The sequence below is a fragment of the Endozoicomonas sp. GU-1 genome, assembly GCF_027366395.1.
Lineage (GTDB): Bacteria > Pseudomonadota > Gammaproteobacteria > Pseudomonadales > Endozoicomonadaceae > Endozoicomonas.
In genome coordinates this window covers 5,261,289-5,283,661 of record NZ_CP114771.1, presented here as the reverse complement: position 1 = coordinate 5,283,661, position 22,373 = coordinate 5,261,289, and the positions used below count along the sequence as shown (strand labels likewise).

Sequence of the window (22,373 nt, the reverse complement as noted above, 5' to 3'; positions counted from 1 at the left end):
AAAAGGATATGATTATGAAAAATAATGTTATTAAAGACCTGGTAAAACTTTGCAAGTACGCCGGTGGCCGCTTCGACCTTGTTCAGGCTGGCGGGGGGAATGCCGGGGCTAAAGTGGATAACGGCAAACTGCTGGTCTCTCAGGGAGTGGGTTGCGTCCTTTCAGAAACGGAATCGAATCATGGTTATGTAACTGTTGACAGTGAAAAAATACTGGACGTTTTAGATAACGAAGACCTGTTGAAAAAATACAGTCTGAAAGAGAGTGTTAAAATAGCCAATCAAGCGGTCAGGGAAGCTAATGAGTTGCCGGATATAAAACCCACCGCCGAAGTCTTTCTTCATGCTCTCCTCCCTTTTAAATACACCCTGCATTTGCATCCTGTCATTATCAATGCCCTGTTGATAAACCGTGATGCCCAAAAAATCATATCAAACCTATACCCGAATGCCGGTTTTGTCGGGTATGCCGCCCCCGGGCTGGAAGTGTCCATTCTTTTCGCCCAGTACATGCAAAGCCTCACAGAGAAGCCGCATCTCTACTTTATGAAAAATCATGGCATTATGGTTGGTCATGATACTGTCGAAGGGTTAATGGCCATTGTTGAAAACATGATGGCTATTGCTGAAAAATACTTTGCAGTTGATTACAGCCACATGAAAAATGCAACAAAAATTGCTGAACTCTATAGCGCAATAACTGGCATTCAGTGCATAGCTCACTGTTCCAATGACCAAACCATCAACCAGGTCTACCGTGATGACAAAGAGGCCTTTTTCTTTACTCCCTGTTATCCTGATCAATATGTGTATAATGCGGTTCTGCCGGTGGAGTTGAACGAGTTATCGGCTCAGGAGATTGTGGATTTTAAAATCCATAATAATAATTTTCTGCCAGGTGTCGTGGTGTTCCAGGATAACATCTACTTTGTATCTACCAATTTAAAAATCACCCATGAGATGGAAGAAGTTTTCAGATCTCACCTGTTAATTGTTACCCTGAACAAACAAAACAGAAAAAAAATAGATACATTAGACAACAGCTTACACAATATTCTATTTTCGGTTAATCCGTTAAACCGATATCATTAGTGCAACTGATTCTTGGCGTTATGGCGACCATTATTGCCACCACTGCGGCGGTACCAAAAAAAAACGGTAACCGCCTTGGGGTGACTTAGCCCGGAATAATTTTTACAAGATACCCGGAAGCACTGGATTTAATGGGTCCACTTTCTGCTTATCTACCCATTGTTTCAGGTCTTCGCTGGTTTCGATGCCCGGTAAACTGGTGACGGTCTGCACCCAGATAAGGCCACCAACCCATGCAAAAGCTTCCGTTGGTGCCCCATCATTTACAAACGTATATTTTCTTTCCGTTGTGCATGCCAGGGGATTAATACCACTGGTAATCGGTTCGTTGGCCTCAGGCTCAACTCCATCAGTCTGCACGGAGAACCCCCTGGTGGTTCTTCCAGTTGCCGGAGGGTAGTCGAATTCGTCGTAGCCAGGCACGTCAGCTGACTCGCCTCCACGGAAGTTGCCGCCACGAAAGGTGCCTCCACGATAGGTGCCTCCACGAGAGTTGGCCCCACCAAACAGGCTTCCGATATCAAACATTTCTCTGGACCCCAACATATTTTTTGACGCCTTTGCTTCTCGCACCAAAGCATCCTCTGACTGTTTCAACAAGGTAAACCCGAAGGGAATGGCCAGTCCGGCCTCCCTGGACATGGCCGTTTTGCGGTCAACCCCCATGGCTTCCAGTATGGGTGCCACTTGTTGAATGCCAATGTTGTGCCTTTCTGAATCATTGCTCCCTTGTCCATGGGAAAAAAGCGCTCTCGAAGACGATGGCCGTTCCCCTCCAAACCACGATACCTCGTGAAGGGCAAAGCCGGCATGATGAAAGTCAGCACCTTGATGCAGCCCTTTGGGCATACGCAGCGCCACACTGAGGGGAATCAGTTTATCCATGCCCCGGGGCGAGAACTCCGACAGATACATCGCTCTGATTGTGCTGTGCAGATCCACAGTGAATTCAGCACCTTCCAGTGCCTTTTCACTACTGGCGCACAGATACACCTGAACGATGGGTATATTCGTATCAGCTTTTTTGCCATGATCCCCGATACCCGCAAGCTGCAAACGTTCCTGAACTTCAACAGGAAATTTATCCAGCGTTAGCCATGAAACGTTGACAACAGGCTGAATGTCCCGATTGTTACCGACAACACTCACGCCAATATCGGCCGTTGATACGGAATCGTTGCGAAATACGTTTACTGAAGTCATCCGGACCTGCTCTGCGAGGGAAGTTAACCGCTCCCCACTGGCCACTGTAGTGGTCTTCGGCTGTGTGCACTGGCCACTCATACGCGTCAGGATTTGAGCCATGTTGTTCATGGCAGTCCCGGTTCCGGAAGGGTCCAGGGAGTAATGCTCAAGCTGACGGGTAAACAAATCAAGGCCTTTATTACATCGCTGCTGTTCAGGGAGTTCACTTGCCCGCCTCCCCGCCATCGCATCGTCATAGGCAGGGGGCGCTGATGGGGCTGGATTTTCCGGTGGATAATGAAGGGCTTGTTGTTCCCTGGGGAGCTGCTGAAAAACATCAGGATTCATTGCCTGGCCGGTGGTACCACCATCACCAGAAGGAAATCCCTCACTTGAAGGAAGACCAGCGGACATGCCGGGTAAACCATGCTCACCGGCTGCCTGCTCCCGCTTATGCACATTGATTTCATCGATCAGGCAATCAATTCCCATGCTCAAGCAGCTGTTAGGTTCCCGGATAAGCTTACAAAATTTTGTCGCTTCAGGCCCTTCAACGCCCTCCCCAAGAGTCAGGAATTCCTTTTGGAGGTGCTGGAGCAGCCCGGTAATAAGCTGGCGCTTTTCGCCGCCAGGACAACTGGACTTATCAATATTGGCAAACCCTGAAACCCTGAGCTGCTCTCTCAGTGCTTTAATTCTGAAGCCAGGATCCGGATCCGCTGCCGTGCAGAGTTTTGTAGCGATCTCTTGGACCTCCATTACTTTCCTGTTTTGCAGGAATTTAGCAAGATCCATGGGCGTTATGTTACTGCGCTCAATTCGCCTGACTGCCTGGCTGCCAACGGGTTGTGGTAGCAATGGATTTTGGGGAATGAATTGAGGGTTTGATTTGGTAATATTCATAATCGATCAGCTCTAAATACAAATTTTCCTTATTAGATTGCCTGGTTGGCTAAAAGTTCAATTGATAATGATTGGCTATTGAAACATTTGGGGAAATGCGGAACTTTTATCAGAAAAAAGTGATTAGTCAGTTATAGTTTCACAATTCAACAAACCAACAGGTTAATTTTCAAATGGACAGAGTTCTTGCAGACTCAAAAGCAGCACTCTACGCTAATCAACCTTGCCAACAGGTTCTTTCAGAAAATTCCATACCTACTGAAGATTCGAGTCTACAGCCACGACTGGCTGGCTATTTTGCACAAATACCCACTTCAGCCCGTGAAAACTACCTGAAGCAGGAAGTAACTAACCAGAAGACACCATCTCCCCCCCTTTCAATCGATGATTTTTTCAATATCCAATTCACCAGCTACTAATAAAGAGTTACGACTTCCTCAGGCAACTGATCCTTCTGTCTCTGGTGAATCTGAAAACGTTACGCTTGAAAAGGTGCGCGTTAAGTTTAAAAAAGATTTGCGCATTTCCCCAACACTCAGGGAGATCGAAACCAGATTCCACCAAACCGAAAAAGGCAAGGCATGGGAAGCCGACAAAAAAGCATTTAAAAAGTCCTATATAAAATCGATGTATAAGGAAATGAAGGAGAAGGAGAGTCGGCAGCTAACCCAGACAAAATCGAATCATCTCCCCCCGGACATGCCTTGAATGGAACCTGATAATCCCGATAAGGTCAAACGTCGGCATTTACAGTCCATAGTCTATTGGTGACAAGGTCTCTGATCCAGAGTAAAGGTCGCTGGGAACAACTTTGGTCAAACGTATTATCAGGCAAGGTTTAATTGACGAATGAGTCAGTTATCAAATCGAGAGAGCACCCTTCTTGCTACCCACTGATTCTTATAGCAGAAAAGAAAGTCAGTCTTGCCTTTTCAGGTCAGTTAAAAAGTCGAACATCGTGTATGTTATGATAACTTGCTACTCGGTTAGTGATTTTGCATATGTATGTGTTTTTTAATTATATTCCATATGTTTTATTTTTTAAGGTGGAGCAATGAATATGCAGTAATTCCCACAACGACTGAAAGCCCGCTGTTCCCAAGGTCTGGAAGCTTACAGGACAATTTCAGCTACGCAGTCTAAAATAGATGATGCTTTTGGCAAAATAGCAACACAGTATCCTATGCCTACCTCTCATAATCATTCGGTTACTACTGACCTCATTGATCTTGTCTTTGAACAAGTTCAAGAGATTCCCGATCCTCGCTCACAAAAAGGGCGCTCATCAAATTTTTCCATTTCCGATTTGTTTATGTATGCCCTTGCTGTTTTTCATAACAAAAATCCATCGTTACTGGCCTGCGATGACAAACGTGAACAGCCCACTATCAAGGAAAACGCCAAGAGTTTATATCATGTTCAAAATATACCCTGTGATACCTATCTGAGATCAATAATTGATCACGTTAAGACAAAGCATATTCGACCACTGTTTCTCGCCCTTTTTGCTTATTGTCAGCGTCGTGGGAAATTGAAACATTTTCAATATTTTAAAGAGGGCTACCTGGCTCCCATTGATGGCACACAAACTTTTACGTCAAAGAGTATCAATTGTAAAAACTGTTGCACAAAAAACGCCGACAATCCTAAAAAAACAACTGTTTTCTATCATCAGTTATCCGCGATCTGTCTTGTAAAGCCAGGATTGAAAACAGTTCTGCCGTTAATGCCAGAACCTATTACTCAACAAAAAGATGCTTCCAAAAATGACTGTGAAGTGCGTGCCCTTGAACGCATTCTGGAAGATCTCTCCAGGGAACACTACCACCTGAAATTGGTACTGGGTTTAGATGGTCTCTATTCCAAGGGGCCAACCCTTAAACTCATCCGGTCTTATGGTCACAATTTTATCACTGTTGCCAAGGACAGTGATCATGAGGCTTTACTGGAAGCCGTTGATGATCTGGACCGGGAAGGCAAAGTCCGTCGGTTCACTTATACCGACAAACGGGGTCACCGGCATTCGTTTCGCTACGTAAACGATGTTCCACTCAATAAGTCACATCCTGATTTTATGGTCAATTATGTCGACTATGTGGAAACGGATTCGGATGGAAAAATAAAGTACTGCAATAGCTGGGTAACCAGCCTGCCCATTCACAACCATATGTGTTGCATGAAAATCATGCGAGGAGGACGCGCACGGTGGTTAATTGAAAATGAAACGTTCAATACACTGAAGAATTTGGGTTACAGTCTTGAGCATAACTATGGTCATGGTGAAGAGAATCTGGCAAGCAACTTTGCCTGTCTGATGTTTCTTGCCTTTCTGATTGATCAAATTGTTGAGCTTTCCTGCCCATTATTTAATGAAGCGCTGAAGGCTAACAAGCGGAAAAAGATTTTTTGGGAAAAGCAGAGGAATTTTTTTGAGATTTTTGTGGTTAGTTCCTGGGTGTTATTCATGAAGGGGCTGATCTTGCAGGGTACACCTGAACCAAAACCGAAAGGCAAGCGAGTGAAACCAAGTGAACAGCCAAAACGGAAAATGATCAGCATCCGGAGTTTATTCCCTGATACGGCATAGTTACCAAATAATAACCCATTTTCTTCAGTGAATTTAAGTTAACCTATGGATCAGATTTTGTGCTGAGTTTTTTGTTTGTGTCCAAAAAAGTAATGAGACAATTAAGGGAAAATCTTTATTTTTTCCCTTTTTGCGGGAATTGCTGATGAATATGATTCCAATTAATAACTTTAATAAATGCGAAATTACTCAAAGTATTTTTAAAACTGTTGAATTGATCAGCACTGGCTTTAAAGGTCGATATATCAGAGTTTGCGAGAATGAATCAATGGTTCGACTTATCATAAAACCGGACAATATGACTCTCAATAGCTACCAAAAAGAATTGTTAATTTATCGGCACATTCAAAGTGTTTGTTTAGAGAAGCAAATAGAGTGGCCGACTTACATCCCGAAATTCTACGGTGAATGCTACGTAAGAATGGTTGGAGAGTCTGTGGATAGCGATGTGGTTCTTGATTTTATAGAGGGGGATAAAGATCTACATTCAGAGCAGAAAAAAGACAGCCTTGATTTACAGAGGGCGATTGCGATTGAGTATTTCCCACCTCCATATAAGTCTCTTGCAAGATTGAGTGCTGTTGAAAGGCAGGCCCTTGATGAATATGTTGCGATAGATGCGGCTATGTCATTGAAGGATTTTCATAACACATACAATATTTGCATTGATCTGGATCTCCATATTCATAATGTTTTATTCAACCCACAAGAAAAGTTAATCGTATTTATTGACTTTGAGTATTCCACAATTTGCCTTGACGAGGATAAATTGACTGATGGTGATATTGAATTAATGGCCAGGAGCTTTTTTAGTAATATGGAAGCAGCTTATATTCCTCTTACTGAACATCAGTCTTATTTTCATGACTATAGATTAGCCCTTGCATGTATTAGTGGGAAATATGGAACAGACTATGAGCTAAGAACTATTGAGAGCCGTCACCCCATATTTGATTCTATAAAGGAAGGAAATCTGGATGCTTTGAAAAGTTGTGTCACCACTGAGTTGTTAAATACTTTACGATCAACTCGACATCACAAAACTCCCTTGATGGAAGCTGTGTTCCGAGGAAATATTGATATCGCAGAGTATCTGATAGATTGCGGTGCTGAGGTTAACTCAAAATCAGGCATTTATCATTCAACACCAATATGGAGGGCCGTTTTTGATGGAGATCTAGAGATGGTTAAATTACTTGTAAAGCATGGGGCAGATGTCAGTCAACCTGATAAAGATGGCCAAACCCCACTGGATACTGCTTATATTAAAGGGTGTGATAGCATTATTGAAATATTATTAATGCATGATGCAAAGAGAGGTGATGAATTAACGCAATTAAAGATCTAAAAATGATTGGGTGAAAGTCGCATACTGACTGTCTTTTCAGAGTTTGCGCTCCACGGAATGCCCCATAGCAACAAATTTCGCCCGGCCTGGTATAGGGTAACGGCCAAACACCGGTATGATGCTTACTGGAATACGACGCCGTTCCAGTGAGAGGCCGCCCCGATGGAAGTATGTCAGCCACTGGCTAAAACCGCCAATCTTTGCCACGCGCTTGAGCAGCTCGAACTCATGTTTACCCGCCTGCGCCAGCATCATAATCCGATCAGGCATTTTGAAGATTATGAAAGGTCCATGCTCTTTTTGCTCAGGCAGATCGTGAGGTTCTTGCAAATGACCTAGCTTCACTTGACGTCGATGCACCAGCCATTGAACTTATACTAATAAGAAAAGACATTTGCACAATGCAAGACCGGCCCCCTGCTTTTCTTCAATCCACTATCAGAGCATGAAGTGGTGGTCCTGAGCCGTACCAAGAATGGCGACATTACCAATATCACGCTACAAATTTGGGAAATAAGAGATGCTGGCACCCCGAATTGCAGACAACACGTATTTTGAAAACATTCACAACTTGATGATCAAACTCACTCTTTATGATAGTGCCTATTGGCAGCTGCCCGGAAACTTCCCGGCCTTTGGCCTGTCCATTAAGACATGAAACTAATGATCTTGCCGGTAATCACTGGCCAAGACAGGAATGGTACAAGCCAGTGAGCAACCCTCTCTATGCAACCGCTGCCGGCCTTTCCAAGGTGCCGGATTGCCCTGTAAATCCGCCTGCTAAAACCATACGCTCCAAATCCCCACCCACTGTCGCATGCCCGGAGGTCTGCCCGCAAACACAACCGTTGTGGCAAAGAACGATTACCAAACTTCCTCCTGAACTTTTAGTCATGATTTTTGACTACCTGGAATTCGATGATATTCGGCATGTCAATGCAACCTGTCTGGCATTTCGGGATGTGGTCATAAAATACAAATACATCCAGGAACTGTCTTATTTTGCCCGACTTCCCCTGAGCTTTCGGGAACAGTACCAGCCAACGGCCCGGTGGCAGAAAAAATCCCTGCCCTTTCATCCATTTGATCATTCAGCACCGCTGAACGCCAGGAGGATATGGTTCAGGGACAGGGTAATAAACAACCTGCCTCAGATGTCGGCATTACTGTGCCTTACCACCCTGGGGAAGATGGAACCATGCCCGGCTTATCGTATGGTTCCGCGATTTAAAGTCACTCTCCCCACGTCTGAAGCAGTGCAACAAGATTCTGACGATCCTGATCCTGTTCGCTTCAGCCCGTCCAGTCGTCATCTGTTGTTTTATGGTCGTTGTTTTAATGACGCTCGAATTCTGGCCAAGGATGACCGGGGGCAATGGGCACAACAGCCCCTGAATTGGTCCGATAACCGCGGCAGTCGGGTGATTACCGCGGCAAATTTCAGTGCTTGCACAAATCGCCTGTTAACCTGCAGCAGTGCGGGCTACATTAATACCTTGCACCCGGCGCACCGCTGTTGGGAAGAGGTTGGCGAAGAAATAATGCTGTCCGATCAGGTCGTCCAATTCAGCCCTTCAGGGAACTATATGGCGACCTACAGCAGGTCCAACCCTCTGAGAATCTGGCGCATGGAAGGAAATAACCAGTGGCAGGAAATGGAGGTGTGCGGCTTCTGCCCTGGAGTAAGCATTGTTGAAATCCTGTTCAGTCCATCGGAGCAGCATCTGTTACCGAAAGGTTTGTATGAATTAACCATATTATCTCTGAATGATCGTGGAGCCTGGTCAGCGCAGATAATATTAGAAACATCCTGTACTTGCATAGAGTATATGGATTATTCCAGATTCAGCCCAGTGGCGGATCAGCTTCTGGTCGGTTATTACAGTACTTTACCCAAAACTGGAAGGGTCTCTATTTTCAGCCCGGAACCCTCGGGAGAATGGCAAGAGACGATTATTTCCCCGGACTTCAAACTGCTTGAATTCAGCTCTACCGGTAAATACTTGTTCAAGAAATACCCCTGTGGCCCTAATTTGCAGCTATGGCCCAGACCGGAAAAATTGTCGGACTGGTGGCTGAATCCTCCTCTCCTGTCGCACCCGGATGCCCCATCAACAGCGATGCATGACTCAGTAATAGTGCTCAAACATGAATCTCGTTTAGATAAGGCGCAGTTCAGTCCGTCTGACAGCCACTTACTGGTCAGTTGTAAAACCGGTACGATCTATATCTGGGGGAAGAATCAGGCAGGCGAATGGTCAATACAAGCCATCAACAGGGACTGCAACCCAACCGCTAAACCCTGCTTCAGTCTGTCTGGCCTGCATGTGCTGACTAGCAACCTTACAATGGTAGGCATCCTGGGGCGCAGTCAGCAAAAGGACTGGCCGCTCAAGGGGGATTATCAGGCAAGACGATATCCTGAAAGCCTACTTCAATCCACTATCAGAGCATGAAGTGATGGTCCTGAGCCGTCATACGGATGGTGACATTACCAATATCACTCTACAAATCTGGGAAACAAGAGATGCTGACAAGCTGGATTAAAGGCACTGGTCTGCGTGGTATGAGCAATGCAGACTCATCTTATTCAGAAGAGAACATCTATATGACTGATCAATCTCTACCAGAGACACCAACTGGCGTTCTCATGGGTAGAGAGGTCACAGTCTTGAAAAAGAGTAAACCTTCATCACTCAATTTTCCCCTGGTAGCAGATAAAGCAAAATCAACTACAATCGTGGAAGAATCACAACATATTAAGAGAACCTTAGAGGAAACTTCCTGCGCATTTGCAAGATGTGTTTCACTTCATAATGAGATTAAGGTAGATAGTAGATTGTTATCCAACGTTGCTTCTGAAAAACAGGATATAGATAAAGAATACTTGCCTGAAAAACCTCTCATAAAAGCAAGTGACTCATTTTCATCTGCATTAGAATTGAGTATTAATGAACTAAACAATGAGGATGCATGCCACACGACGGTATCAGTTCTTGAAAAAAACTTCTCTAAAGCAGAGTACTCGAGACCTTATATTTTTTTCCCTTATGATCAGCAGATATATAAGACGTACATCAATAGTGACCCAGAACATAATTATATTTTTATACATAAGATTTATTATTTACTTCCTCATGTTAAAGTATATTCCCATGATTTCGTTATTCTCAGAAAAAATAACCTTTTCGAAATCTTACAGTCGATGGTAGGTGCATTCAGTCTTGATCAATGGCTCACTGGCGACCCTTCAACAATAATCGCAAACAAAAAAAATTATCAACATGCCAATGATTTAAATCTGTTTTCCCGGGACAACGAATCTCCACCATTTTCCACTAAAGAGAAGAAGGATAAAATAAAAAGATTGGGAGAAGAATTAAAAAAAACTGAACAACCATTTTATAAAGCAATAAAAACAAGAAAAAATAAACCTTGCTCTAAAGCTGTTTTTAACCAGAAAATTTTACCCACATTGTTTTCAGCTTTAAGTAATTCAGATGATCACCCCTACTTCAGAATGTTCGCAGTTTCAAGAAGATACTTAAACATAAGACCAGAATATCAGCTGCTTTTAGAGGTATACAATGCACAAATATAAGTGGCCCACCCACCTTGCCCATTGTGGCCTATTCCGATCGAGCTTTGCCGTGAAAGAAAATTGCCACGGAGGCAAAGAGACACGGAGAACAAAAACGCTTTTCCAGCTATGTTGCGTTTAAGGGTTGAAGTGAAGAAATTCTAAAATTTTATTGGCCAGTCGATCAGATGTTAGAGCATTGATGCCAGTTAAAGCCCTTCTCCATCCCAGATAGTGTGATAGATATTTTGTCGCAACTCCGTGAAAAATCCCTGTAATCCACTGCTTCAGGTGGCTGTGGTATGCATTCACATGCTGTAAGTGAAAAACACCTTCTATCACCCGTATTCCAGAGGATGACACTAGCTCCTTAAAAGTAAATCCGGTCACAGTAGGAATGGCGGTCACCCGCCACCCCCTGCGCAGATCCGTACTTGCACTGCTAGCGCATACGGCTCCTACCTCGAGTATTTAACGTCAAACCGTTGCTCCGGCCATGGATGAAGAACTTTTACTTTGGGCAACACAGTGTTGATGAAGGCACCAAACTTCTTCCAGTTCAGTCTGCTTCTCTGGCTGCGCCGCTTCAAGGCTTTGTACCAAATCTTTTGCACTGCTGTCCTGAAGGCATTGATTCTCAGTCCATTGCCAGGCACCGAAAAGTAGTTCATGTGACCTTGCAGTACACGTCTCAACCACTTCAACTGCTCCGGCACGGGGTCATGCCTGTGTTTCAGGAGATAGTCTTTGATCTTGCTCAATGTCGCTCGCATTCGCTCTTTGCTGGTTCGTCTGACAATGTTGAAGTTTCCACTGCTTCGACTAATACCGCAGATATGAGTAAATCCAAGAAACGTAAACGTCTCCGGCTTTCCCTGCTCCCTTTTCTTCAAGTCAACTTTGGCAAAGCGACCAAAGCGTATCAATCGGGTTTTATCCTCATGCAAGGACAAACCAAACTGCCCAAGTCTTTTACCAAGCTCACTCAGGAAGACCTTTGCATCATGCTCACGCTGAAAGCCCAGCACACTGTCATCCGCAAAGCGAACCACAATCATTCGTCCAGAGGCTTCCCGCTTTCGCCATTGGTCAACCCAAAGGTCAAACACGTAGTGCAAATAAATATTTGATAATAGCGGCGATATCACCGATCCCTGTGGCATCCCTCTTACGCTTCGAACACGACGACCATCCCCGTCGTAGTGCCCTACTTGTATCCACTGTCTTATCAAGCGGATAATGCGCTTGTCCCTCACCCGATGCTCTAAAAACATGATCAGCCACTCATGTTCGACCTGTTCGAAGAATTTCCGAATATCCAGATCCAGCACCCAGTTCACCGGATTACGTTTGATTCCCACCGTCAGAGCATCCAATGCATCATGTTGGCTTTTCAAAGGTCGGTAACCGTAAGAAAAACCACGGAAATCATTCTCGTAAATCCCCTCCAATACCTTGACTACTGCCTGCTGGACTATCTTATCTTCCAGACAGAATACACTGATCGGACGCTCACCACCGTCAGCCTTCGGAATCATTATCCTTCTGGCCGCTCGGGGGCGATAGCTTCCTTTATGTAATCGTTCGTGCAAGGATGCCAGCCGGTTATCCAAATCCCGCTGATAGGTTTGCCATGTAACACCATCTACCCCCGCTGCCGACCTCCGTTTCAATTGAAAGAAACAGTCTTTCAACAGATAAGGTGTAATATGGTGAAACAAGGCCGTGAACTGTAAACGACGATCCTTTGCCGCAGCCTGACGTATACCCAACAGATTGGACATAGTGCTATTCCCGCGCTGAGTCGGGTCACGGACATCCTGTTGGATATTCCTCTTGGTCAAACCCCTTTCCTCCACAACCTCCGCCACAGATCTCTCTGCTTTGTTCGGCGCTTCTCAGGTACTATGGGCTTGTCCGACTTCCTGCCGACGACAATAGGCGTATGGCTATTAACCTTCCCTACTGCGTCTCCTATGGCTAAACAGGAGAAACCAGCAGGATCTCCCGAGTTCCGCACAAGATGCGTACCTGCATGCACAAGGTCTCCGACTGCGCGAGGCCCACAGGTCACTTGCGGTGTAGTGCAACCTGCAATATTGCTTTCTGCATCGCTTAACAACATCAGCACCTCGGATTATTGGATTTCGCAGCTCAATACTTAGCCTACAGGCTCCCCTGTCAACGCTTCACCGGATACCTTACGATATACGGCGCATGACTCGAGGCTGGGGCGACCCGCCAGTCTTACCCCACAGGGACTTTCACCCTTAACATCTTGCCGATTTATCTCGGCACACTAAGCGTCCAAACGGGGGGCAGACTCCCCCTACTTGTCGAGATCGGCTTTTAATGGATTGGCCCCGAATTTCTCTTTCCAGAGTCGCGGTATCAGTTCCCTGATATCACGGGCCGGGTGGAGGCTGATGCGTTGGAGAACATCAACCAGGTATTTGTAGGGATCGATGCCCGCCAGCTGGCAGCTGGTGATCAGCGTCTGGAACACGGCAACATTGTCTGCGCCCTCTTCCGTCCAGCAGAACATCCAGTTCTTTCTACCCATCGGGATGCAACGAAGGCCACGTTCAAGATGATTGGTGTCTATCGCTACCGTTGGATCGTTCAGGTAAACCTGAAGCTCTTTTTCCCGCTTGTGAACATAGCCCAGTGCCTTGCTCAGAGGGTTGCTGGGAACCAGGTCAAGCCGTCTCAGCTGCTCCCGGTTCCATTCAAAGAACTGGTCAACCAGGGGTTTGGCTTTTTGTTGGCGATAATCACGCAGTGCGTCGCCTTCCAACCCCTGACGACGGATGTCATCTTCAACCTTGTACAGTGCGCCGATCTGTTTCAGGACTTCTTTGGTCGCTTCGGGTTCCGCTTTTTCTGACTTGACGAAATAACGTCGGCTGTGTGTCCAGCACTCGGCATGAGTGATCTTTGGGTATTTCGAGCAAAGGCTGGCGTAGCCGGGGTAGTATCATGGCCGTAACTTTCAATATCTTCCCAGGTCTTTGCACCACTCATGATGGCGATGATCAGGATATCGATAACCTTGTGACCACCGGCACCAGTTTTATAAGCGGCAAAAGACGTATAAAAGAAAATATCTGACATTTGATGTTTTTCTACCCTTAAAACAACATAACCCAGGAACTTTTACGTCACTGCATGGACGAATAAGGGGGGTGCCCAGTAACTTTTTGTGCACATTTCTAATGTAATGTTATGCATTACAAGATCAAGAGTCCTGTTATGATTCAGCAACCCATTCAGCAACCCATTCAGCAACCATTATCTAATACTCGACTCTAAAGTTTTAGTCTGACTATTGGGTCAAATTTGAGCAGGTCTCACTGCCGCTACTCGGACTTTAGCTGCGCAGAGTCTTCATCGTGGCAACAGGAGGCCTGCTGTACCAAGCTTGGTTGCAAAGTAATGTATTGGCAACATTCATGTGACCATGGTTATACGTATTCTTCCCTGCGCTACTCAATTTATTGATCATCTCGATCAAGCCTTACGCCGTGCTCCGCAAGCTCAGCGACTGACTACCAAGCAACGCTATTTTCTGGCATTTGTCATTTCGGCAATGATTCTGACGCAGAAGCTCTGTTGGGCAACCATGGAACGTCGAAGCCTTGGCCAATACACATCAGCCGCCTTATGGTGGATGTTTTACCGATCCGAAATTGTCTGGCATCTACTGCTACGCATCAGTGTTCTCGTCATTATTGGCCGCTATGGTTTATCAGAGGGAAATCTTCTTATTGACGACACCGGGCGCTCACGATGCAAACGAACCAAAAAGATAGGCAAGACCCACAAGATTAGGGAGAAGAAGACCAGTGGTTATGTCAACGGTCAGGAGCTGGTCTTTCTGGTTTTACAAACCCCGCTGGTGACCATTCCCATTGACTTCCGGTTCTATATGCCTGACCCGAAGATGACCGAATGGCGGAAGAAAAGAGACTTGTTGAAAAAACAGGGAGTTCCTCCAAAGGATCGACCTCCCAAGCCAAAGCCCAACAGTGAGTACCCAACAAAACAGCTACTGGCGCTGGATTTGATTCAGGCCTTCCAACGCCACTTTCCTGATATAAACGTCACCGGCATCCTGGCGGACGCTCTCTATGGTGATGCCCATTTTATGGATGGAGCTTCCTCAGTCTTCTCGGGAACACAGGTTGTTAGCCAGCTCCGTTGGAACCAGACGGTGATCTACAAAAACAAAGAAGTTAATCTGAAGACCTATTTTGACAGTTATCTCGGGCCTGGCGTTAAAAAAACTCTGGTCATACGAGGAGGAAAGGAGCAAAAGGTGACGGTATTGTCTGCCCGTCTCAAGGTCAAAGCCCATGGGCAGAAGCGATTTATTATTGCTTTGAAATACGAGGGAGAGGACGACTATCGCTATCTGGCCGCCACGGATGTTTCCTGGCGTCATGATGATATTGCCCGGCTTCACACGCTGAGGTGGTTGATCGAGGTGTTCTTTGAGGACTGGAAACTTCATGAAGGCTGGTGCAACAGAGCCTTGCAGCAAGGCATTGAAGGGTCTGAGCGTGGCGTGATCCTGAGCGTGCTGTGTGACCATATGTTGCTCCTTCATCCTGAACAATCTGCCCGCTTGGAACACAAGCAGCCTGCGCTTACCGTTGGCTGTCTGGTCGAGAAGCTCAGAATCGATGCGTTGCTGGATATCATCCGGACAGTTGTGGATTCAGAAAATCCTCAGGAGCAGTTCAAGAAGCTGACGGAGTCTCTGGAAGACTACCGGCCAGTGAGAATATCCAGCAAGCATATGGCGGGCAGGGAGCTGGGGAGAATGATGCCAACTGCTTCACTCAAGTATCGTTTACCGGAATATCAAACACTTGTGCATTAGAAACTTGAGAGTCGAGTAATAGGCCCTCCCAATGTATAGCGAAAGGAGACGAGCGTTCCTGGCTCGGCCATGCCGTTGCTGTTTGTAAAGCATTTGCGAAATCATTGATTCCAACAGAAGATCCTTGCCTCAGTTTCAATTCCCGCAGAGCAGTGGAAGATCTTGTGCGACTGGCCACAACAGCTATCTTGCCGTCGAGTTCCATCCTTTTCATAGTGAAAGATATGGCCAATGCCCGCTCCGGAAGCGGTTTGCCCGGGCCGGATGCAAAACCGGAATTACCACAGACATCAAAAGAAACCCGGGAAGAGGCTCAGGAAAAAGAACCCGGCTCGAAAGACGTACCCCTTCAACAGCCATCCACGGCCCGCTATCAAGGGAGTGAGGGAACCAAAGGGCTACTTGCCCTTGGCACGTTGGCCAGCTCTTTTCAGTATGCGAATTCGAAAGAGATTAATAATCCAGAAGACCTAGGCAAGATTGGTCGAGGAGATGTCAAATTTCCAATAGACGGCAAATATCAACAGACTGCGAATATTTATGTCAATGAAACCCATAAACTCATTGGCACATTCACCGGGGAGTACGATGGGCAGTGCTATACCATCAGCGGCCTGTCTGACTGTTTTGTTGACACTCTGGAAGGCACCATCAAGAACCTTAAATTTACTGATGCCGTTATAACTTCCAAGAAGAAGACCACCGGGTTAGTAGCCTGTAATGTGAATGGCACAGTCAGTGATATCTTGGCCGATAATGTTACTATTTCCACCTCAGGTGAGTCTGCATACGCCGGCATCGGGGGGGGAAGGCTTGAGGCTGGAGGAAAGATTGCCAACATCACAGCGGTGAGCAGCCATGTCAAAACCTCGGGTTTCGGTGCAGACGCCGGCATCGGGGGGGGAAGGGTCAAGGCTGGAGGAACGATTGCCGACACCACGGCGGTGAACTGCACGGTCACAACCTTGAATGAAAATGCAGACGCCGGCATCGGGGGGGGGGGGATGGTTGAGGCTGAAGGAAGGATTGCCTCCACCACGGCGGTGAACTGCACGGTTACAACCGAGTGGACCAATGCAAATGCCGGCATCGGGGGGGGGGGAGGTTAAAGGAACAATTGAGGACACCACGGCGGTGAACAGCAATGTCATGACCTTAGGTAAGCAAGCAAACGCCGGCATCGGGGGGGGCTTGTTAATTCTGGAAAGGTTACCAACACAGCGGCGGTGGGCAGCAATGTCACAACCTCAGGTGAGATGGCTCACGCCGGCATCGGGGGGGGGGTTCGTTTACGGTGGAGGAGGAATGGTTGCCGACACCACGGCGTGGAACTGCAGGATAAACGCGACGGGTAAGGATGCAATCGCGGGCATTGGGCGGGGGAAGGTTAGCTCCGGAGGAAAAGTTGTCGGGACCAGAGCGAAGGACAACTATGTCTCACCGTGCGATAAATGCGATAAAGAGTTTATTGGACCTATCTCGGATCAGCTTCTTTGCCAAAAAGCAGACCTGCGAGAATTAACAGCCAGTTGCTCTTCGAGAACTGAATTTCAGGATGCTTTGGGTTTTTCGTACAGTGATGTTTGCCCGGTAAACCCCACTAAAGAGCCAACAACCGCTATAGAGTCAACAACTGCTAAAGAGTCAACAACCGCTAAAGAGTCAACAACCGCTAATGTGTTACCTGCTACTACTACAAAGCCGACAGACGCTTCAGTGTCAACAACCGCTAAAGAGTCAATAGCCGCTAATGTGTATACTGCTACTACTACAGAGCCGACAGCCGCTTCAGTGTCCACAGCCGCTACGGCAGGCATTACCACAGGCCACCTAGTGGCAGCAGCGGTCGGATTGGGGATTGTCGCCTATTCAATCTATCAATGGATTACCGGTTACCGGGATGGGTTGCGTGGTCAGGAGCTGGCGAAGAAACCAGTGACTCGCGGTAAGGAACTGGCAAGCGCCGCGGTCGACTCAGTATCACAGGGTATTCAGGAAATCAGAGAACGAAGGAGGAGGCGGAGATATGTGTATTGAAAGCTTATCTTTCCCGTATGTCCAGAAAAATGCCGAATTGAACAAGTGAAAGAATTTGTAGTAGGTGTGATGGATTTGATTGCTCCTGATATTGAGCGAGTTAACGTTCTTAAAGTGAGTCTATCTTCAGCGGCACCAAATGCCAGTCAATGATCTAGTACATCATTTCAATGAGATTGACGTGTACCATCTCCGTTCATCCTGAGCGGAGTCGAAGGGTGTTTGGCATGATCTATCAAGGAAGCAAGAGTCAGGTCTCGATTCTTGTGACTGATCAATCACCCCGTTGCCAATGCATCCTAAGCTGCTTATACCAATTCCACCTTTTAAATATGAACTGCGCAGCCATTTTGAACAGTTCATAAAAATTGTTTTCAGCTTTAAGAATGGAACCTGATAATCATATTGAGGGCAAACATGGGCATTTACCGTTCTGGGGTTTATTTTGCAAGCGACAGCATCAAATCCCCCCCCATCCAAAGCCTGCCTACCGGGCTGGCCAGCAAGCCAGCCCAGGCAGAGTTACTGGCCGGTCCAGAAGTACATTTATCGGTAAAAGAATATCAAATCATCAATTGCACAGAAGAAGAACCAGTACCCCGGATGATGGCCAATGTATTGAAGATGCCTTTTGGAAAAGTAAACCATTACACGGACGTCAAATCACCTCAGGTGTCGTGCTCAGGGCCTATAGAAATGACAGGACATCTCTGAGAGCTGGCTTCTTCCTGCAAAAACTGTGCTTACAGAACATTCTGCATGACAATAAAAGAAAAAATTACCCGGGTCAGGTCATTCAGGAATTCAACCGGAAGCCAAATCGAAACAATAAGCAGACATTGGCGATAGCACGTTTCAAAGCGGACTGTTGCCTGAGGGGCCTCTCGTTGAATGGCCAGCAGGTCTCGCCGGATTCCGTGGTTAAGGATTACCTGGCAGCCAAAGCAACACTGGAGTTGGCGCGATTTAAGGAACACTGTTGTCTGAGGAGTCTGCCATTGAATGGCCAGCCAGTCACACCAGATGCAGTAGTCAAGGGTTATCAGGCCACCAAAGCAACACTGGAGCTGGCACGATTCAAAGCGGAATGCTGCCTGAGGGACTTGCCGTTAAATGGTCAGCTGGTCACACCGGATGCAGTGGTTAAGGATTATCAGGCCACCGCGGCAACACGGGAATTGGCACACTTCAAAGCCGAATGTTACCAGAGGGCTCTGGCGTTGAATGGCCAACCGGTCACCCCGGATACGGTGATTAAGGAATATGAACGGTGTGGTTGGTTACGCGATAGAGATTTTTTTATTCTCATCTGCCATTGAAGGCAAGATCTCAGTTAAGTTTAAGTATTTCCTGATTCCCAGCAATGTGGGCACACCACCGGTCGATTGCTGCTTTGCCATCAACTCCATGTAACTGGAAACTCTTTTTGCTCAGATCAATTCCGAGAATAACAACCGTAAAGGTGTTGGATCTAAGCAAACCACTGCGCAAAGAGCCAAAGGTGATGACGAACAATAGACACACGGGCGGGGCGAACTCAGTCACGACAGCGACCGATGGACGACAGGCTTCTGGTTCTCCTCCTCTGAAGAGAAGAAAAACCACTGAATAAGGTAAAAAATACCAATGGTATCGATTCTGAAAATTTCCAGCACAAGGAGTCAGAAATATATAATTTCATGTGGTTAGCTGTTTACGGCCGGGTCTGGAAAAACAGACGCCTCCCATCAATGATTCGGTGTAATGGACGGATTAACGCGTTGGTGCTTGCCAATGTGCAGCCATCAATTAACGTCAGATTTATTGCATTGTCGGGCAGGAACTTTAGCGCTGTTCACCGGTCAAAGGCGGCATGCCTAAATATGCCGTTGATAATGCTTCTACTCATCCCCCCCCGGAATACAACTCCGTCTGGTAATCCGCCGGGAGAAAAAAACACAGAGGGGGTTTCGGTGGTTCCTCTTAAACAAGTGTCGCCTTTACTGGCATTACCCGATGAAAGGCTGACTCAAATTGCTGACAGCCTGACTTTCGTCGAATTTCATCGCCTGGCTTCAACAAGCAGCCGTTTGCTTACCCTGTTCAATACCGAAGAAAAATTGAAAAAACTGTCCGCTCAATATTACGGCACTGCTTCTGACGCATACAGAAAAACAATTGAAAACAGGGATATACCTGCGGTTCCTGACCATGACATTGAGGACCCTCTATTACGGCTGGCTTACCTTCGATACGTCAGCAATAACTACCTGATTGCACAAAGCAATTCCCTGAACACCTGCGTGGCGACCTTGAGGGGGCATACCCACGGGGTGGTCTCAGTCACGGTATTGGCCGACGGGCGCCTGGCTTCCTGCTCTAATGACGCGAACATAAAGGTGTGGGATCTGAGCAGGCCCAAGGGGGAGGAATGCGTGGCGACGCTGAAAGGGCATAATACCTTTGTGAATGCTCTCACGGTATTGCCCGATGGTCGGCTGGCTTCCTGTTCTTCTGACCGGACCTTAAAGGTGTGGGATCTTAGCAGGCCCAAGGGGAAGGAATGCGTGGCGACGCTGAGAGGGCATACCAGCGCGGTGATCTTAGTCACGTTATTACCCGACGGGCGGCTGGTTTCCTGCTCAGCAGACAAGACCATAAAGGTGTGGGATCTGAGCAAGCCCAAGGGGCAGGAATGCGTGGTGACCCTGAATGAGCATACTCACTGCGTGAATTCTGTCGTGGTATTGCCCGACGGGCGGCTGGCTTCCTGCTCTATTGACCAGAGCATAAAGGTGTGGGATCTGAGCAAGCCCGAGGGGCAGGAATGCGTGGCAACGCTGAATGGGCATACCGGCAGTGTGAGATCGGTCAAGGTATTGCCCAATGGCCAACTGGCCTCCTGCTCTGATGACCAGACCATAAAGGTGTGGGATGTGAGCAAGCCCGACGGGCAGCAATGCGTGGCGACACTCAATGTGTATGCAAACTGTGTGAAATTCACGGTATTGCCCGATGGGCGGCTGGCTTCCACCTCTGCTGACGGGACCATAAAGGTGTGGGATCTGAGCAAGCCCGACGGACAGCAATGCGTATTGACGCTCAAAGGGGATACCGGTTGGCAGCTCTCAGTCACGGTATTGCCAGATGGGCGGCTGGTTTCCTGCGCTAATAAGGGGATCGTAAACGTTTGGGATCCGAACAAGCCCGACGGAGAGCAATGTGTGGCGACGCTGAAGGTGCATGCCGGGAGAGTGACATCAGTCACGGTGTTGCCCGATGGGCGGCTGGCTTCCTGCTCTGACGACAAGACCGTCCAGGTGTTGGATCTGAGCAAACCACTGCGCAAGAAGCGCAGGGTGCTGATGAGAAATAGGCGCACGGACGGGGCAAACTCAGTCACGACAACGACCGATAGACGGCAGGCTTCTGGTTCTCCCCCTCTGAAGAGAAGAAAAATCACTGAATAAGGTAAAAATGCGAGGAAGCGAGGTTCAGGTCTTGATTCCTGAATAAAGTCAAGAAAAACGAAAAGCCAGGGGAAGGCCTTTGTATTTGAATACATTCAAAATTCAAGACCTGACAATGTTTATTTCTAGCTGTGTTTAGTGCCTTGCATATCAAGAATATTCTGCATCCGGGAATCCAGTTTCTGTTTTAATTCCTGATAATCTTTATTACCTTGTGTCACGGAAAGTACATTGTCGAGAACTTCGTGTCCATCGTTTATAATCTTTTGTAATTTTTTGGCCGAAGTAATGACTGTATTCTCAGCATTTGAAATACATGCCGGGACTTGATAAGCAGTGATATTTGTTCTGATGCCAGGCAGCAGCCCGGAAGCACCATGATGGGTAGATCCCAGAATATACCCTGCATCCTTTTTGCGTTCCAGTATGCGCTCCAGTTTGTCGAATCTGGATCTGAATTGCTTCAGGGCCTGTGCTGCTGATTCATCAGTAATCGTTTGTGATGAGTCCATAATGCTGTCAAAACCAAATTTCAATTCCTTACTCCAGGCTCTCAGATCGCTGATGATTTGTTTTGCAGAGAGGGTTTTCTCGCCGTTCTCAATAGCCGCTAGTTCCAGGCCTATAAAAACAGTAGCCATTGGGATATCACTTACCTCACCGACGATATCGACATACTCTGCTGCCAAATTCGCAAGTTCTTTCATATTCTCCTGCAATTGACCCAGCCTTTGTTGTTCTGCCAATCTATGTTGTTCTGCCAGCCTTTGTTGTTCTGATAGCTGGACTGTGTTGACCTCCGACTGTGAGTTTGACCGGCCTGCGTCCTGAGCTATGGGTGTCTGAGTGTCCTTTGGGTCAGGCCGTGGCGTTGTAGTCTGAGCACGCAAGTCACCTGCAGGACTAAGAGTCACTTTCCTGCTGCCAATTTTTCTGTTCAGAGCTTGTGTTAGCCCGGATTCAGGATAGGCGTTGATGTAATTCTCGGCCTCGACGACCGAGATGGTCCTGGAATGGCCAGAGAAACAGAAAACAGCGATCAGGGCGCTCCACAATCCTTCGGTTTGGTAATTATATTGAATATTTTCAAGCCAGCTCAGCTGGACAGAGGTAGATGGCGTCATACGGTAATTTCCATAGGGTCAGTTATTTTTTGAAGGCTTTAGTACAAATTTGACCAGTAAGACCTGAGCAAGTTCATATTTAATGGCAGATCCTATGTACAATATTCTGATGACTTCGGTTCCCTGGAATTTTTGTTATGTATACTTACTCCAGTGTTAGTGAGTTTTCGTCCAAAAACGCAAG

Annotated in this window: 18 protein-coding genes and 1 pseudogene; 12 read left to right on the top strand and 7 right to left on the bottom strand. The window is 46.8% G+C overall.

Going from position 1 to position 22,373, the window contains the following annotated elements:
* Window positions 1–14: 14 nt before the first annotated feature.
* Entirely contained in the window at window positions 15–1,091 is a 1,077-nt protein-coding gene (locus tag O3276_RS22085) for a class II aldolase/adducin family protein (protein WP_269673239.1), read from the top strand.
* Between the two features lie 102 nt (window positions 1,092–1,193).
* On the opposite strand, the gene O3276_RS22080 is transcribed toward O3276_RS22085, so the two are convergent.
* Entirely contained in the window at window positions 1,194–3,179 is a 1,986-nt protein-coding gene (locus O3276_RS22080; protein WP_269673238.1) for a hypothetical protein, read from the bottom strand.
* Window positions 3,180–3,352: 173 nt separating this feature from the next.
* Here O3276_RS22080 and O3276_RS22075 point away from each other — a divergent pair, with 173 nt between their 5' ends.
* From O3276_RS22075 to O3276_RS22060, 4 genes are all read left to right on the top strand, one after another.
* A complete protein-coding gene (locus O3276_RS22075; RefSeq protein WP_269673237.1) occupies window positions 3,353–3,598 on the top strand; it encodes a hypothetical protein in 246 nt (81 codons plus the stop codon).
* Window positions 3,564–3,887 carry a hypothetical protein gene (locus O3276_RS22070; protein WP_269673236.1) on the top strand — a complete coding sequence of 108 codons (324 nt, stop codon included), beginning with the start codon at window positions 3,564–3,566 and terminating at the stop codon, window positions 3,885–3,887. The genes O3276_RS22075 and O3276_RS22070 overlap by 35 nt, the downstream gene beginning before the upstream one ends.
* Window positions 3,888–4,362: 475 nt before the next feature.
* Window positions 4,363–5,766 (top strand): hypothetical protein, encoded by a 1,404-nt coding sequence (locus O3276_RS22065; RefSeq protein WP_269673235.1) that lies wholly within the window; start codon window positions 4,363–4,365, stop codon window positions 5,764–5,766.
* A 145-nt stretch (window positions 5,767–5,911) separates the two neighbouring features.
* Window positions 5,912–7,114, top strand: coding sequence for an ankyrin repeat domain-containing protein (locus tag O3276_RS22060; protein ID WP_269673234.1), 1,203 nt, complete (start codon window positions 5,912–5,914; stop codon window positions 7,112–7,114).
* A 36-nt stretch (window positions 7,115–7,150) separates the two neighbouring features.
* Here the strand turns inward: O3276_RS22060 and O3276_RS22055 are convergent, their stop codons facing one another.
* Window positions 7,151–7,384 carry a hypothetical protein gene (locus O3276_RS22055; RefSeq protein ID WP_269673233.1) on the bottom strand — a complete coding sequence of 78 codons (234 nt, stop codon included), beginning with the start codon at window positions 7,382–7,384 and terminating at the stop codon, window positions 7,151–7,153.
* 323 nt (window positions 7,385–7,707) lie between these two features.
* Here O3276_RS22055 and O3276_RS22050 point away from each other — a divergent pair, with 323 nt between their 5' ends.
* Window positions 7,708–9,570, top strand: a complete 1,863-nt coding sequence (locus O3276_RS22050; protein ID WP_269673232.1) for an F-box protein — start codon at window positions 7,708–7,710, stop codon at window positions 9,568–9,570.
* A 71-nt stretch (window positions 9,571–9,641) separates the two neighbouring features.
* The gene (locus tag O3276_RS22045) at window positions 9,642–10,715 is read left to right on the top strand and encodes a hypothetical protein (protein WP_269673231.1); all 1,074 of its coding nucleotides are present in this window, start codon (window positions 9,642–9,644) and stop codon (window positions 10,713–10,715) included.
* 117 nt (window positions 10,716–10,832) lie between these two features.
* Here O3276_RS22045 and O3276_RS22040 read toward each other — a convergent pair.
* From O3276_RS22040 to O3276_RS22025, 4 genes and pseudogenes are all read right to left on the bottom strand, one after another.
* Window positions 10,833–11,054: pseudogene (locus O3276_RS22040) on the bottom strand (transposase); the annotation flags it as partial.
* 98 nt (window positions 11,055–11,152) lie between these two features.
* On the bottom strand, window positions 11,153–12,538 hold the full coding sequence (gene ltrA / locus O3276_RS22035; RefSeq protein ID WP_269673230.1) for a group II intron reverse transcriptase/maturase: 1,386 nt from the start codon (window positions 12,536–12,538) through the stop codon (window positions 11,153–11,155).
* A gap of 485 nt (window positions 12,539–13,023) precedes the next feature.
* Window positions 13,024–13,629, bottom strand: coding sequence for an IS66 family transposase (locus tag O3276_RS22030; protein ID WP_269676040.1), 606 nt, complete (start codon window positions 13,627–13,629; stop codon window positions 13,024–13,026).
* The gene (locus tag O3276_RS22025) at window positions 13,542–13,808 is read right to left on the bottom strand and encodes a hypothetical protein (protein ID WP_269673229.1); all 267 of its coding nucleotides are present in this window, start codon (window positions 13,806–13,808) and stop codon (window positions 13,542–13,544) included. The genes O3276_RS22030 and O3276_RS22025 overlap by 88 nt, the downstream gene beginning before the upstream one ends.
* A 346-nt stretch (window positions 13,809–14,154) precedes the next feature.
* Here O3276_RS22025 and O3276_RS22020 point away from each other — a divergent pair, with 346 nt between their 5' ends.
* From O3276_RS22020 to O3276_RS22000, 5 genes are all read left to right on the top strand, one after another.
* Window positions 14,155–15,579 (top strand): transposase, encoded by a 1,425-nt coding sequence (locus O3276_RS22020; protein ID WP_269672517.1) that lies wholly within the window; start codon window positions 14,155–14,157, stop codon window positions 15,577–15,579.
* A 224-nt stretch (window positions 15,580–15,803) separates the two neighbouring features.
* Complete coding sequence (locus O3276_RS22015) at window positions 15,804–16,688, top strand: hypothetical protein (protein ID WP_269673228.1); 885 nt, start codon at window positions 15,804–15,806, stop codon at window positions 16,686–16,688.
* On the top strand, window positions 16,660–17,616 hold the full coding sequence (locus tag O3276_RS22010) for a hypothetical protein (protein ID WP_269673227.1): 957 nt from the start codon (window positions 16,660–16,662) through the stop codon (window positions 17,614–17,616). The genes O3276_RS22015 and O3276_RS22010 overlap by 29 nt, the downstream gene beginning before the upstream one ends.
* A 386-nt stretch (window positions 17,617–18,002) precedes the next feature.
* Window positions 18,003–18,935 carry a hypothetical protein gene (locus O3276_RS22005; RefSeq protein WP_269673226.1) on the top strand — a complete coding sequence of 311 codons (933 nt, stop codon included), beginning with the start codon at window positions 18,003–18,005 and terminating at the stop codon, window positions 18,933–18,935.
* A gap of 633 nt (window positions 18,936–19,568) precedes the next feature.
* A complete protein-coding gene (locus O3276_RS22000) occupies window positions 19,569–21,065 on the top strand; it encodes a WD40 repeat domain-containing protein (protein WP_269673225.1) in 1,497 nt (498 codons plus the stop codon).
* A 125-nt stretch (window positions 21,066–21,190) separates the two neighbouring features.
* Here the strand turns inward: O3276_RS22000 and O3276_RS21995 are convergent, their stop codons facing one another.
* On the bottom strand, window positions 21,191–21,772 hold the full coding sequence (locus tag O3276_RS21995) for a hypothetical protein (RefSeq protein ID WP_269673224.1): 582 nt from the start codon (window positions 21,770–21,772) through the stop codon (window positions 21,191–21,193).
* Between the last annotated feature and the right edge of the window lie 601 nt (window positions 21,773–22,373).